This window comes from Stenotrophomonas sp. LM091 (assembly GCF_001806305.1).
Taxonomy (GTDB): Bacteria; Pseudomonadota; Gammaproteobacteria; order Xanthomonadales; family Xanthomonadaceae; genus Stenotrophomonas; species Stenotrophomonas bentonitica_A.
In genome coordinates this window covers 1,829,366-1,844,795 of record NZ_CP017483.1, presented here as the reverse complement: position 1 = coordinate 1,844,795, position 15,430 = coordinate 1,829,366, and the positions used below count along the sequence as shown (strand labels likewise).

At 67.5% G+C, this 15,430-nt stretch carries 8 protein-coding genes; all 8 read right to left on the bottom strand.

Going from position 1 to position 15,430, the window contains the following annotated elements; genetic code table 11:
* Positions 1 to 4: 4 nt before the first annotated feature.
* Entirely contained in the window at positions 5 to 424 is a 420-nt protein-coding gene (locus tag BIZ42_RS07970; protein WP_070426103.1) for a DUF2752 domain-containing protein, read from the bottom strand.
* Positions 424 to 783, bottom strand: coding sequence for a CD225/dispanin family protein (locus BIZ42_RS07965; RefSeq protein WP_019185331.1), 360 nt, complete (start codon positions 781 to 783; stop codon positions 424 to 426). Before BIZ42_RS07965 ends, BIZ42_RS07970 begins: the two co-directional genes overlap by 1 nt.
* Positions 784 to 997: 214 nt before the next feature.
* Positions 998 to 2,887, bottom strand: a complete 1,890-nt coding sequence (locus tag BIZ42_RS07960) for an MFS transporter (RefSeq protein ID WP_070426102.1) — start codon at positions 2,885 to 2,887, stop codon at positions 998 to 1,000.
* 116 nt (positions 2,888 to 3,003) lie between these two features.
* On the bottom strand, positions 3,004 to 5,181 hold the full coding sequence (gene yccS, locus BIZ42_RS07955; protein WP_070426101.1) for a YccS family putative transporter: 2,178 nt from the start codon (positions 5,179 to 5,181) through the stop codon (positions 3,004 to 3,006).
* A 181-nt stretch (positions 5,182 to 5,362) separates the two neighbouring features.
* Positions 5,363 to 7,432: a TonB-dependent receptor gene (locus tag BIZ42_RS07950; RefSeq protein ID WP_070426100.1), complete on the bottom strand. Its 2,070-nt coding sequence runs from the start codon at positions 7,430 to 7,432 to the stop codon at positions 5,363 to 5,365.
* Between the two features lie 257 nt (positions 7,433 to 7,689).
* Complete coding sequence (locus tag BIZ42_RS07945; RefSeq protein WP_070426099.1) at positions 7,690 to 10,815, bottom strand: efflux RND transporter permease subunit; 3,126 nt, start codon at positions 10,813 to 10,815, stop codon at positions 7,690 to 7,692.
* 34 nt (positions 10,816 to 10,849) lie between these two features.
* The gene (locus BIZ42_RS07940) at positions 10,850 to 14,089 is read right to left on the bottom strand and encodes an efflux RND transporter permease subunit (RefSeq protein WP_070426098.1); all 3,240 of its coding nucleotides are present in this window, start codon (positions 14,087 to 14,089) and stop codon (positions 10,850 to 10,852) included.
* Positions 14,090 to 14,177: 88 nt separating this feature from the next.
* Complete coding sequence (locus tag BIZ42_RS07935; RefSeq protein ID WP_070426097.1) at positions 14,178 to 15,416, bottom strand: efflux RND transporter periplasmic adaptor subunit; 1,239 nt, start codon at positions 15,414 to 15,416, stop codon at positions 14,178 to 14,180.
* Positions 15,417 to 15,430: the final 14 nt, after the last annotated feature.

Below are 15,430 nucleotides of genomic sequence, written 5' to 3'. Positions count from 1 at the left end.
CAGCTCAGCCCGGCGCCAACCAGGTGAACGGCACCCACGGCAGGTTGCGTGCGATCCAGTACGCCGGCAGCAGGATCAGCCAGAACGCCGGTTTCATCAACAGCGTGATCAGCGGCTGCAGCACGCGTGGGCGCCAGCCCATCGCCCAGCCGATCACCAGCGGGGCGATGGCCAGCATCAGCATCGCCAGGGGATTCATCGAGAACGCGGCGACCACATCGCCGTGGGCCAGCGCGTGCAGTGCACGCGTCAGCCCGCAGCCGATGCAGTAGTACCCGGTAACGGCCAGGAAGCTGCACGGCGGGAACGGACTGCTGGCGCTGTTGGGGTCGTAGTGCCGCAGCACCCAGAACCCCGCGCCGGCGGCCAAGGCGGCCGGCGGCAGGGCCGCCAGCAACCAGCGCTTGCCGTGCAGCGCGATCATCAGCTGGCGCTTTCGATCTGCTGCTGGAACTGCTGCATCTGCTGCATGTAACCGTCAACGCCCATGAAGGCCAGCGAGATCACGAACAGCACGACGCCGGCGATCAGGAAACCGGTGGTGACCCACGCCCAGATCTTGGCGTTCTTGGAGGCACGACGCGCGCCTTCCAGGTCGCCCTGGTTGAGCAGGCCGTTGACCTTGCTGGCGAACACGATCGCGACCACGCCGGTGACGATGCCCGGGAAGCTCAGGCACGACAGGCAGCATACGAAGAACGCCAGGATGGTGACGACGATCGACCAGATCAGGTGGTTCGGAATGCTGCCCGGGGCGGGCGGCAGGGGGGCGGTGGCATTCATCAGCGAAGCTCCATTTGCTTGGGTGGGTGTGTACGGGATGGATCCGGGGCGAACAACACACGCGATGAGGCACGATCGGCAACAGGTGACACGACGGCAATGTCCGGCATCGAGCGTCCGCCCGCGCCGGCCAGCGCGGGCGAGGTGCCCCGGGCGGTAATCTAACCGATGTACCCGCGTCCATGTATACGGTTACATGCAGGCAGGGCGGGACTCACGCCTGGTCAGCCCGCAGCTGCCGCACCTGTGTCTCCAGCATCGGGGCCGTGGCGACCTCGCCGGCGATCGGTGCCGACGCAACCACCCCGACATGCGCGCGGAACCGACGTGGCACGCGCATCCGGCCCAGGCGCGTGTCGCGCCGGCTCCACATGCTCGACCACATGCCGCGCAGCGCCATCGGCACCACCGGCACCGGGCGGCGCTCGAGAATCTTCTCCACGCCCGACTTGAACGCGCCCATCTGGCCATCACGGGTCAAAGCGCCCTCGGGGAAGATGCAGACCAGCTCGCCTTCGGCCAATGCCTTGTCCACCTCGTCGAACGCGGCCTGCATCAGCGCCGGATCCTCGCGTGCACCGGCGATCGGGATCGCCTTGGCGGTGCGGAAGATCCAGCGCATCACCGGGATGTTGAAGATCCTGTAGTACATGACGAAGCGCACCGGGCGCGGGATCGTGGCCGAGAGGATCAGCGCGTCCATGTAGCTCACATGGTTGCACACGATCAGCGCCGCGCCCTCGTCCGGCACGTTGGCCTCGATCCCGTGCGGGCGAAGGCGGTACAGCGCGCGCACCATCACCCAGCTGAGGAAGCGCATCAGGAATTCGGGGACGATCGTGAAGATGTAGATCGACACCACGGCGTTGGCGATCGCCAGGGCCAGGAACAGCTGCGGAATGGTCCAGTCCAGCACCCGCTGGGTGAGCAGGCCCAGGCCTGCGGCCAGCACGATGAAACCGGAGTTCTGGATGTTGAGCGCGGCGAACACGCGCGACATCTCCGACTTGGCCGTGCGGCTCTGGATCAGTGCGAACAGCGGCACCACGAAGAAGCCGGTGAACAGGCCGATGCCGATCAGGTCGATGATGATGCGCACGCTGCCCGGCGCCTGTACGAACTGCCAGATCGACAGCCCGGCGGCGGCGGCTTCCCCGACACGTGCGAAGTACAGGTCGAGCATGAAGGCGGTCATGCCGAACGCGCCCAGCGGCACCAGGCCGATTTCCACGGTGCGCCCGGACAGTTTTTCGCACAGCAGCGAGCCGGTGCCGGTGCCGAGCGAGAACAGCGCCAGCGCGAAGATGTACAGCGTGGAGCCACCGCCTAGATTGATTTCGGCGTAGGTGGGCAGCTGCGAGGTCAGCATGGTGCCGACGAACCAGAACCAGGACACGCCCAGGATCGCGTTGCGCACGGCTTTCTGCTTCTTGGCCATGCGCAGCACCGCGAGCGACTCCGGCAGCGGGTTCCAGTTGATCTTCAGGTCCGGCGCGCCCGCATCGACCTTGGGAATCATCCGTGCGGTCAGGTTGCCCGCGATGGCGAGCACGATCACCGCGGTGGCCGCCACGATCGGGCCATGGCTGCCCGCCAGGGTGAAGATCAGGCCGCCGGCGATCATGCCGGTCAGGATCGACAGCGAGGTGCCCATCTCGACCAGGCCGTTGCCGCCGGTCAGCTCCTCGGGCTTGAGGATGGAGGGCAACACCGAGTACTTCACCGGCCCGAACAGGGTGGACTGCATGCCGGTGCAGAACAGCGCGACCAGCAGCACCGGCATGCTCTCGGTCAGGAAGCCGACCGCGGCCAGCGACATGATCGCGATCTCCATGGTCGTGGTGATCACGATCAGCCGCGACTTCTCCAGCTTCTCCGCGATCTGCCCGGCCAGCGCCGAGAACAGGAAGTACGGCAGGATGAAGATCGCCGGTGCCAGGTTGGTGTACAGCGAGCGCTCTTCGATCGGCGTGCCGAGGAAGAACAGCAGCGCGATGATCGCCTGGCGGTAGACGTTGTCGTTGAACGCGCCCAGCGACTGGACGATGAAAAACGGCAGGAAACGGCGTTGCCTGAGCAGGGCGAACTGACTATGGCCGGACATGGAGACTCCTTGCGAACCGGCGCAGCCTAGCATTCTCCCTGTTGGCGCAGCATGGCAGCGCCGCGGTTCGGGGCAGGCAGCCCCGTTCAACATCCGTATCGACCACCGGTCGATACCTACCGCAGCGTGCGCGCAGCCTCGTTGGCGGCACCGCGCAGCTTGGGCAGCAGGCGCAGCATCAGGCCCATCTGGGTCCGGATCAGCTGCAGCTGGGGCGGCATGTCGTCCGGGATCTGCTCGAGCTGTTCGGCCAGGGCGCGGTCGCCGTCGTTGGCGTCCTCGGCCACCGGCTCGCGCTGCTGCAGCGCGCTGGCGATCTGCTGCATCGCCTGCTCCACGCGTTCCCCGCCGGACAGGGCGAGTGGGTCCTGGCCGTAGCTGTCCAGCTGGGTGCGGTGCGCACCCAGCGCGGAGAGATGGCCGAGCAGCGTGTTGGACAACGCCAGGAAGCGGAACCCCGCATCCAGGTTGCGGCGTACGTGGCCCGGCTCGCGCAGCATGTTCGACAGGGCCGTGGACAGCGCCGCATCGGCGTTGTGCATGTCGCGCCGTGCGATGCGGTAGGCCAGATCGTCTCGCATGCCACTGCCGTACTGGCCGAGCACGGCGTGCAGGTACCTGGCGCAGTTGTCGAGCACCCGCGCCATCACAAGATTCAGGCGGCGGCCCTGCCAGTCGGGCAGGATCAGGAAGGCTGCCGCCGCGGCGATCGCACAGCCCAGCAGCGTATCCACCAGCCGTGGCCAGATCAGCAGGAAGCCATCGCCGATCAGGTTGAAGCAGGTCAGCGCCATCACCGTGATCGCCGCCGAGGCCACCAGGTAGCGATCGCTGCGGGTGAAGAAGAACAGCAGCGCCGAGAGCAGGGCGATCAGCAGCTCGATGCGCAGGTCCTGGAACAACTGCATCAGCGCCCAGGTCAGCACCAGGCCGATCAGGGTGCCGGCGATCCGCTGCGCCAGCCGCTGGCGGGTGGCACCGAAGTGCGGGCGGCAGACGAACACGATGGTCAGCAGCACCCAGGAGCCGTTCTGGGCGTTGAACAGGCGGATCGCCGCGAAGCCGACGATCAGCGCCAGCGCCATGCGCAGGCCGTGCCGGAACAGCACCGAGCCGGGGGTGAGCTGCTGGCGGATACGCACGCCCATCTCGCGCAGGGTGTGCGGGTTGGTATCGCGCAGGCGGGTGTCCACGTTGTCCAGCGTGGACTCGGACTTCTCGGCTTCGGACAGGCGGCGTTCGATGCTCTGCAGGTTGTGGCCCAGCAGTTCCAGCGAGGCCAGCAGGCGCTGCCACTGGGGATTGTGCTGGGCGCGCAGCCAGCTCAGCGAATCGGTGAGGTCGGCGGTGGCCTGCTTGGTGCGCTCGCCGTACTGGAACGGCTGGCGCAGGCGGATCGCCTGGCCCAGGTTGGCGCAGGCCTCACCCTGCAGCGCGAGCAGACGCTGGCAGCGGTACAGCACGTCGCTGTGGAAGAACGCTTCGGTCAGCGCGCCATAGGGGTAGTGCGAGGAGCTGGCGCGCTCGTGGAAGTCCTGGGCCATGTAATACAGGCGCAGGTACAGGCCGGACTGCACGCCCGGCCGGCCGGAGCGGCCGAAGCGCGCCAGGATGGCGGTCTTGGCAATGTTCAGCGCCTCGACCACGCGCCGGTTCTGCTCGGCCAGGGCGAGTTGGCGCTTCTGCACGTCGGCATCGCGGACCGGTTCGAACAGATCGGCCTTGAGCTTGAGGTAGCGGCCCAGCTCCAGATACAGGCGTGCCACGCGCTCGCGCACGGGGCGATTGGCGAACAACGCCGTCCACAGAATCGAGAGCAGGGCGTACCAGACCGCGCCGGCCAGCAGGTGGCTCACGGCATTGATCGCCTGGGGCAGATCGGCCGCACCGTGCTGTTCCAGCCCGATCATCGTGTAGATGGCCAGGGTCACCGTGGCCTGCGCGATCGAGGCATAGCGCTCGCCGAGCGCGCCGAGCAGGGTCAGCCCGAAGGTGGCCGCGGCCAAGGCGGTGATGAACCACCACGGATGCGGGAACAGCACCACCACCGCCGCGGCGGCCGCCACGAAGCACAGCAGCGACAGCGCCACCGATTTGATCCGGCCCCACCAGTTGTCGTCGGTCTCGGCGATCGCGCTGGCGATGATGCCCAGGAACACGCCGGGCAGGGCGGGCAGCTGGTCCAGGTACCAGCACAGCCCCATGGCCGCCGACAACGCGATGAATACCCGCAGGCCATAGCTGGCCTTTTCATGTGCCCAGAGGCGGCTGACGCGGGTTTCGAACGAGGGCATGGCGACTCGGCGGAAGAGAGGCCGCCATTATTGCCGGTGCGGAGTGAAGGGGACACCTCTACCACCGACGGTAGTGCCGGCCGCGGGCCGGCTCCCGAGAATGCCGAGGAGCCGGCCAGCGGCCGGCACTACCGCTGTGTGGAGAGCCGGCCAGCGGCCGGCACTACCTGTGTGCTTCCGGTTACATGTCCCAGCGCACGCTTACCGCGAAGGTGCGCGGCAGGCCGACGCCTGCGTTGGACCAGTACTTCTTGTTGGCCAGGTTCTCCACGCCGGCGCGCCAGGTGACGGGATGGCCGGCGGCCTGCATCCGGTAGCCGACACCGGCGTTGACCAGCGTGTAGTCGGGCAGCTTGAGCGTGTTGTCGGCGTCGTAATAGACGTCACCGTAGTAACGGGCCAGTGCATACACGCTCAGGCCCTCGACCTGCGGGACGCTGTAGTCGGCGTGCAGGACGCCCTGCCAGCGGGCGGCGCCTACGGTGCGGTTGCCTTCCTGGGCGACGCTGTCGGGGGAGAGCTTGTCGTAGGTGGGGTCCAGCCAGGTCACGCCGCCACCGAGCGTGAAGGCATCGGTCAGGCGTACGTCGCCGCTGACTTCCACGCCTTCGTACAGCGTGATGCCGTCCTGCACCAGCAGCTTGCCGGCGGGCGTGAGCAGGTCGATGTTCGCGCCACGCTCCAGCCGGAAGGCGGCGGCATTGGCGCTCCAGCGCGGGTACTCGATCTTGGCGCCGATCTCGTACTGCTTGCTGATGGTCGGGTCGAGCACGTCACCGGCGTTGATGTAATCGCTGCCCACGCGGCTGCCGGCTTCCAGCGATTCCACGTAGCTGGCATACAGCGTCACTGCATCGGCCGGCTTGTACATCAGGGCGTAGGTCGGGGTGACGGGATAGGTGTGGTACGCGCCCTTGTTCTCGAAGTCGTTGTAGCGCGCGCCGGCCAGCAGCGACCAGCCATCGGCGAAGCTGACGGTATCGCTGACAAACGCCGCCTGCTGCACCGTTTCGCTGCCGCGGCTGAGCACGCGCGAGCCGACCGCATCATGACGCAGTGTCGGGCGCTGGTAGAGGTTGCCGCGGCCGATGGTGTTCCACTCGTAGGGACGGTCCCAGCCCAGCCCGGTCTGGTGGGAGACGCCGGCGACCACCTGGTGCGACAGCGGGCCGGTCTGGAAGCGGCCCTGCACGATCGCCTGGGCCAGCTTCCACTCGCTCTTGCCGCCGAGCTCGTAGGTGTTGACGTTGTAATCGCCGTTGACGTCATCGATATAGGCGAAGATCTTGTTGACGTCGTTCCATGAGGTGGTCACGCCATAGCTCAGGCTGGCCTTCCAGTCACTGTTGATCTGCCAGTTCAACGCCGTGGAGAGCAGGCTGGAACGGGTGTCGTAGTAGCTGCCATCGATGCTGTTGTCGATGTCGCCCGCGAGCGGGCGCGGCAGCTCTGTCAGGCCGATGAAGTAATACTGCGGCGACTCGTTGCTGAGATCGCGCGACTGGAACACGCCATCGAAGGTCCAGGTCAGCCGGTCGGTCAGGCGTGCATCCAGCGACAGGGCGCCGACCTTGCGGTTCACCTCCCCGCCGTTGAAGGTTTCACCTTTCTCCTGGTACGCGTTGAAGCGGTAGCCGAACATGTCCTCGTTGCCGAAGCGTCCGCCCACATCGAGCTGCCCACTGACGATGCCCGCCTCGCGCCAGCCCAGCTGTGCCGACAGCGTGGTGACCTCGGTCGGCTTCTTGGTGACGTAGTTGACGATGCCGCCGGGCTGGCCGAAGCCGTACATGAAGCCGCCGGGACCTTTGAGCAGTTCCACCTGTTCCATCACTTCCAGCGGCCACTCGGTGCCCCACGAGGACACCTGCAGGCCGTTGACGCGGTAGCTGTCGTAGCTGAGATCGATGCCGCGGTTGCGGATCGGCGAACTCCAGCCGCTGGCGTAGGCGCTGACCTGGGTGACCACCGAAGGATCGGTGAGGAAGGCTTCGCCCAGCGAGACCACCTGGCGCTTTTCGATGTCCTCGCGGCCGACCACCGAGATCGCAAACGGGGTATCGCGCACGGCGCGGTCGCCCAGGGCGCCGGTATCGGTGTGGGTACGTTCGGCGGTGACCTTGATCGCATCCAGGTCGGTGGCCGAGCGCGCCCGCGCGGTGCCGTCCGGTACGGACTGGGCATGGGCGGCGCAGGCCAGCGACAGCGCGACGGCCAACGTGGCCAGGCGGGGCAGGGAGGACGACAGCATCGATGGGTTCCTTGGCGGACAGCACAACGCCGTCCGCGATCTACAGAGGGCGGGGGAGGGTCGATGGCTGGATCGCGCAGGCTGGCCGGGAACCGGCAGCGGGGGCATCGCAGAGGGCGATGCAGGACCGTGGCTGGATGAGAATTGTTGTCGTTTTGTTACATGGCGTCAAACCGGGGCGCACCGGCCGGGGGTGCCGACAGAGGCGTACCGACAGCGGCGTACCGACCAACGGTCGGTACCTACCGGTGCAATGCCTACCGCGCGGCGGCGGCCCGCTTCAACGCGCGCTTCTCGCGGCGCCGCGCCCGGCGGGCCACCCAGCGCTCGCGCAGGCACGAGAAGATCACGTACAGCGCCGGGGTGCTGAGCAGGGTCAGGCTCTGCGAGAACAGCAGGCCACCGATCATCGCGATGCCCAGCGGGCGGCGCAGCTCGGAGCCTTCGCCCAGGCCGATCGCCAGCGGCACCGCCGCCAGGATCGCCACCATGCTGGTCATCATGATCGGACGGAAGCGCACGATGCTGGCTTCGCGGGCGGCTTCCAGCGGCGTCTTGCCGTGCTCGCGCTGCGCGACCACCGCAAAGTCGATCATCATGATCGCGTTCTTCTTGACGATGCCGATCAGCAGCACCAGCGCGATCATCGAGATCACCGACAGTTCGGTGTTGGTGCCGTACAGCGCCAGCAGCGCACCCACACCGGCTGCCGGCAGCGTGGAGAGGATGGTGACCGGGTGGATCAGGCTCTCGTACAGCATGCCCAGCACCAGGTACACGGTGATGATCGCCGCCATCACCAGGATCAGCATCGCCATCGGGTCCGAATCGAAGCCGAACCCGGCGTCGTCGGCCAGGCGGATGTCGCCGGGCATGCGCATGCCGTTGACGGTGCTGTCGATGATGGCCTTGGCCTCGCCCATGCTGGTGCCGGGGGCGAGGTTGTAGCTCAGGTCCATCGTGGTGTACTGGTTCTCGTGGGTGATCTGCGACGGTGCCAGCCCCGGTACCTGCTCGGCCACCGCGGTGATCGGCACCATCTCGCCATTGCCGGCGCGTACGTAGATCTGGTCCAGCGCGCCGGGTGTCGCGGTCTGCTCCGGCAGGGCGTTGACCACCACGCTGTACTGGTTGATGTCCGAGTAGATCGTGGAGATCTGGCGCTGGCCGAAGGCGCCGTACAGCGCGCCGTCGATGGCACCGACCGACACGCCCAGGCGGGCGGCCTTGGCCCGGTCGATCACGATGTTCTGGCGCAGGCCGGCGGCGTCCACGTCGGTGCCGACGTCGGCCAGCTTCGGGTTCTTCTTCAGCGCGGCCTGCAGCTTGGGCAGCCACTCCTGCAGCTGGGCCAGGTCGTTGCCCTGCAGCGAGACGCGGTACTGCGCGCCCTGGCTGGAACCACCGCCGTCGTTGCTGGGCAGATCCTGGATGGCGCGCAGGCGCAGCTGCAGGTCGGGGTAACGATCGGCCTTCGCGCTGAGGCGGGCCAAGGCCTGGGCGGTCGTTTCGCGGCGGCCGTCCTTGCGCGACTTCAGTTCAACGTTGAACTGCGCGCTCGAGCCTTGGCGGCCACTGCCCAGGCGCACACCCACGGTCTTCACCGCCGGGTCGGCCATCAGCATGTCGGTGATGCGGCGCTGGCGGTTGACCATGTCTTCGAACGAGACCGTGGCGCTGGAATTCGCGCGGCCCCAGATCAGGCCGGTGTCCTGCGGCGGGAAGGCGCCCTTCTTGACCGCACCGAACAGGAACACCGTCGCGCCGATCAGCAGCAGCGGGGTCAGCGACAGCAGCAGCGCGTGGCGCAGCGAGAAATCCAGCAGCTTCACGTAGATCCGCAGCATGCGGTCGTGGCCGGCATCGAGCAGGCGGCCAAAGCGGCTCGGCGCACCGGCGTCGGCATGCGCGCTCAGGAAGCGGCTGCACAGCGCCGGGGTCAGCGTCAGCGAGATGATCATCGAGACCACGATGGCCGCGACCAGGGTGACGGTGAACTCGCGGAAGAACGCGCCCATCATGCCTTCGGCGAACAGCAGCGGAATGAACACCGCCACCAGCGAGGCGGTGATCGAGACGATGGTGAAGCCGATCTCGCGCGCGCCAGTGAGGGCGGCCTGCATGCGCGGCATGCCCTCGTCGAGGTGGCGCATGATGTTCTCGATCACCACGATCGCATCGTCGACCACGAAGCCGATCGCGATCACCAGCGCCAGCAGGCTCAGGTTGTTCAGGGTGAAGCCCAGCACGTACATCACCAGCGCTGCGCCGGCCAGTGAAAGCGGCACGGTCACCGCCGCGATCAGGGTCGGGGCCAGCCGGCGCAGGAACAGCGCCATGGTCAGCACCACCATGGCCAGCGCGATCAGCAGGGTGATCTGCACTTCATGCAGCGACGAGCGGATGGTCGGGGTGCGGTCGAAATACGGGGTGAGCGTGGTGCCCGGTTCGAGGTAGTCGCGCAGGGTCGGGATCTGCGCCTTCACCCGGTCCACGGTTTCCACGATGTTGGCGCCGGCGCGGGTGAACACATACATCACCACCGCCGGTTTGTGGTTGAACCACGCGGCCTGGTAAGCGTCCTGCTGCCCGTCGTAGACGTTGGCGATGTCCTGCAGGCGGATCACGCGGCCATCGTCGGCGGTCTTGATCACCAGCTGGGCGAAATCGGCGGCGCGCGCGACGGAATCGTTGGCGATGATCGCGGTGGTGGTGTTGCCATCGGTGAGGAAGCCGGTCGGCGAGGTCACGTTGGCCGCGCGTACCGCATTGCGCAGGTCATCGGCGGTCAGGCCGAGGGCATTCATCAGGCGCAGGTTGACGTCCACCCGCACCGCCGGCGTGGAGGCGCCGGCGATATCCACCGAGGAGACCCCGGTGATCTGGCGCAGGCGCTGGGCCAGCAGCGAGTCGGCCACGTTGTAGAGGTCGTCGGCCGACTGCGTTTCGGAGGTCAGGGCGATCGCGATGACCGGGTCGTCGTTCGGGTTCGCCTTCTGGAACATCGGCGTGCCCAGCCCGGCGGGCAGGTCGGACTGGGCCGAGTTGATCGCGGTCTGCACGTCCAGCGCGGCCGAGTCGATGTCGCGGTCGCTCTGGAAGATCATGAAGACCAGCGAGCTGCCTTCGGAGCTGGACGAGCGCATGCGGTCGATGCCGGGCAGCTGGCCGAGGTGGCGCTCCAGCGGCGCGGTCACCGTGGAGGCCATCGTCGTGGCGTCCGCGCCGGCCTGGTTGGCGTGCACGAAGATCACCGGGATCTGGATGTTCGGCAGTGCCGACACGCCCAGCTGCAGGTAGCAGATCACGCCCACCACGAACAGGCCGATGGCCAGCAGGGCGGTGCCGATCGGGCGGCGGATGAACGGGCCGGAGATGTTCATCGAACGCCCCGGCGGCAGTCTGCGGTGCTCGTCATCACGCCTGCGGCTCCTGCACCGGGCCATGGCCGTGACGCAGCGCGCGCTGTTCGCGGCGCTGGCGCAGGCGCTCGGAGAAGCGCTCCATGTACAGGTAGATCACCGGGGTGGTGTACAGCGTGACCAGCTGCGAGAGCAGCAGGCCGCCGACGATGGCGATGCCCAGCGGGCGGCGCAGCTCCGAGCCGATGCCGGTGCCCAGCGCCAGCGGCAATGCACCGAGCATCGCGGCAGCGGTGGTCATCATGATCGGGCGGAAGCGCAGCAGGCAGGCGCGGCGGATCGCTTCATGCGCGTTGGCCCCGGTGCGGCGTGCCTCGATCGCGAAGTCGACCATCATGATGCCGTTCTTCTTGACGATGCCGATCAGCAGCACGATGCCGACGATGCCATCCACCGACAGCGGCAGCCCGCACACCATCAGCGCCAGCAGCGCGCCGACACCGGCCGGTGGCAGGGTGGAGATGATGGTGAAGGGGTGGATGTAGCTTTCATACAGCACGCCCAGCACGATGTAGATCAGTACCAGCGAGGCCAGCAGCAGCCACACCACGTCGGTCTGGCTGCCGGTGAACTCGGCCGCCTTGCCGATGAACTGCGCATGCACCTGCGAGGGCATGTTCAGGCCGGCCTTGGTTTCCTCGATCGCCTTGACCGCATCGGACAGCGAGTAGCCCGGCGCGATGTTGAACGACACCGTGACCGCCGGCAGCTGCTGCTGGTGGCTGACCACCAGCGGGGTGCTGGTGACCTTGCCTTCGGCCAGCGCGGCCAGCGGAATGATGTTGCCCGCACCGACCGGGATACCGGTGTTCTGCGCGCCGATGCCGGTGGCCGTGGACGAGTTGGACGAGGTGACCTGGCCGAAGTTGGTGGCGTTGCTGCCGGTCAATGCACCGGCTCCGTTGGAGGCCACCGCCAGCTGGTTCATCAGCGCGGTGCTGGTGCGGAATTCCGGCGCCACTTCGAGCACCACGCGGTACTGGTTGAGCTCGGTGAAGATGGTGGAGATCTGGCGCTGGCCGAAGGCGTCGTACAGGGTGTCGTCGATGGTCTGCATCGGCACGCCGAGCACGCTGGCCTTGTCGCGGTCGATGGTCAGTTCCAGCGCGCGGCCCTGGTTGGACAGGTTGTTGTCCACGTCGGCCAGTTCCGGGCGCTGGCGCAGCGCTTCGGTCAGCCGGGTGGCCTGCAGCGCGACCTGCGCGCTGTCCACGTCCGACAGCGAGTACTGGTACTCGGTGGCCGCCACGCGGGTATCCAGGGTGACGTCCTGCACCGGCTTGAGGTACAGCGCCACGCCGGGGATGCCGGCCACGGCCTTCTGCAGGCGCGGCAGGATCTCATCCAGGCCATCGCGGTCGCCGCGCTCCTTGAGCACGATCGACAGCTGGCCCTGGTTGAGCGTGGGGTTCATCGTGCCGGCGCCGATGAAGGCGGACACGCCGGTCACCGCCGGATCGCTGCGCAGGGCTTCGGCCACGGCCTTGGTGCGCTGCTCCATCTGCGGGAAGGCGATGTTCTGGTCGGCCTGGACCACGCCGGTGATCAGCCCGGTGTCCTGTTCGGGCAGCAGGCCCTTGGGGATCACGATGTACAGCACCACGGTCAGCACCAGCGCACCGGCGGCGACGGCCAGGGTCAGCGGCTGGTGATCGAGCACCCAGTCCAGGCTGCGCTCGTACAGGCCGACGGTGCGCGACCACACGGTGGTCTTGCCGGCCGCGGCGGCACGCTCGTGCGCATCTTCGCCTTCAGGCAGCGCGTCGGGCTTGAGCAGGTAGGCGCACATCATCGGGGTGAGCGTCAGCGAGATCAGCATCGACAGCGTCACCGCGATGCTCAGCACCCAGGCGAACTCATGGAACAGGCGGCCGGTGACGCCGGGCATCAGCAGCAGCGGCAGGAACACCGCCACCAGCGAGATGGTCAGCGAGAGCACCGTGAAGCCGATCTGCTGTGCGCCGATCTCGGCTGCTTCGGGGCCGCTCTTGCCCTGTTCGATGTAACGCACGATGTTCTCGATCATCACGATCGCATCGTCGACCACGAAGCCGGTGGCCACCACCAGCGCCATCAGCGAGAGGTTGTCCAGCGACATGCCGGCGAACGCCATCACCCCGAAGGTGCCGGCCAGCGACAGCGGCACCGCCACCGAGGGAATGATGGTGGCCCACAGGCGGCGCAGGAACACGAAGATCACCGCCACCACCAGGCCGATGGTCAGGATCAGGGTGAACTGCACTTCATGCACCGAGGCGCGGATGGTCTCGGTCCGGTCGTTGAAGATCTCCAGGTGCACGTCGGCCGGCAGCACGTTCTGCAGCTGCGGCAGCAGCGTACGGATGCGCTCGACGGTCTGCACGATGTTGGCACCGGGCTGGCGGCGCACTTCCAGCAGCACCGCCGGCTTGCCATCGGCCCACGCGGCCAGCTGGTCGTTCTCCACGCCGTCGACCACGTTGGCGACATCGGACAGGCGCACCGGGCGGCCGTTCTTGTAGCTGATGATGGTGTCGCGGTACTCGGCAGCACTGGTCAGCTGGTCATTGGTGCCGATCGAGTAGGACTGGGTCTTGCCGTTGAGCGAGCCCTTGGGCGCGTTGACGTTGGCCTGGGTCAGCGCGCTGCGCAGGTCTTCCAGGGTCAGGCCCATGTTGGACAGCTGCGCCGGGTTGACCTGGATGCGCACGGCCGGGCGCACGTTGCCGGCGATCGAGACCAGGCCTACGCCCTGCACCTGCGACAGGCGCTGGGCGAGGATGGAGTCGGCGTAATTGTTGACGTCGCGCAGCGGGCGCGTATCGGAGGTGAGCTTGAGGGTGACGATGGCCGCGTCGGCCGGGTTCACCCGGTTGTAGACCGGCTGGTAGGGCAGCGAAGAAGGCAGCGTGGCCTGGCGGATCGCGGCCTGCACGTCCTGCGCGGCGATGTCGATGTCGCGGTCCATCGAGAACTGCAGGATGATCGTGGACAGCCCCGCCGACGAATCGGAGGTCATGATCTCCAGCCCGGAAATCTGCCCGAACTGGCGCTCCAGCGGCGTGGTCACCAGCGAGGCCATGGTGACCGCGTTGGCGCCGGGGTACTGGGTGGTCACCACCAGGCTGGGCGCATCGATCTCGGGCAGCGCCGACACCGGCAGCTGGCGGTAACCGAGGATGCCGAGCAGCAGCAGGCCTGCCATCAGCAGCGAGGTGGCGATCGGGCGGCGGATGAAAATCGTCGAAAAGCCCACGGGCGGGTCCTTGCTGGTGCGTCGTGCTGCGTTGGATCAGGCGAACGCCGGCGCTTGGGCCGGCGTCAGGTACACAGGGCGGGCGCGATCAGCGCGGACCGCCACCGCGGCGTCCACCGCCACCCTGCTGCTGGGCGGCCTTGAGCTCGGCTTCGGTCGGTGCGGCGGGGGTTTCGCCGGGCTTGAGCGCAGTGACCTTGGCGCCCGGCTTGAGCCGGAACTGGCCTTCGCTCACGACCCGTTCGCCGCCCTTCAGGCCCTCGGTGATCTGCACCTGGCTGTCGCCGACTTCCACACCGCTCTTGACCGTCTGCATGGCCACGGTGCTGTCCGGCTTGACGATATAGACGTACTCGCCGTCCGGGCCACGCATCACGGCCTGGGTCGGAATGACGACGCCGCCGGCGATGGTGCGCAGCTGCATGCGGACGTTGACGAACTGGCCCGGCCACAGCGAATTGTCTTCGTTGTCGAACAGGGCGCGCGCGCGGAAGGTGCCGCTGTCGCTGCTGATCTGGTTGTCGACCACGTCCAGCTTGCCGCCATCGGTCAGTACGTGCGCATCGTTGCGGTCCAGCGCGGCGATGGCCACCGCGCCGGCGGCCTGGGCCTGGCGGACGGCGGGCAGCTGACGCTCGGGCAGATTGAACACGACGTGGATCGGGTGGATCTGGGTCAGGGTCACCAGCGCGGTGCCGGCGCTGACGATGTTGCCGGCATCGACCGCACGGATACCGGCGATGCCCGAGATCGGCGCCGTCACGCGGGTGTACTGCAGCTGCACCTGGGCGGCGCGCATGCTGGCTTCGTTGGCCGCCACGGCACTTTCAAACTGGGCCACCTGGTTGCGCTGGGTATCCAGGTCGGTCTTGGCCACGTACTGGCGGTACTCGGCCGAGTTCGAGCGCTGGTAGTTGGAGCGGGCGGTGGCGAGCTGGGCCTGGTTCTGGCGCTTGGCCGCCGCGGCCTCGTCGTAGCTGGCCTGCAGGGTGCGCGGATCGATCTGGGCGAGCAGGTCCCCCTTCTTCACTTCCTGGCCTTCCTTGAAGTTCAGGCTGATCAGCTGGCCGCCGACCTGCGGGCTCACGGTGACGGTGTTCATCGCCGCGACCGTGCCCAGTGCGCTTGCATAGACCGGCACGTCCTGGCGCGCCGCCTCGATCACCGTGACCGGCACCGGGCCTGCGTTGGCCGGATCACCGGCCTGCCGCCCTTCGGCTGCCGGACCTGCCGCGTCTCCCTTCTTGCCGCCCATCAGGCGCACACCCACGACGGCAACCACCAGCACTGCGACCACCAGCAGCACGATCTTCCAGAAACGCGACATTCAATAACTCCTGA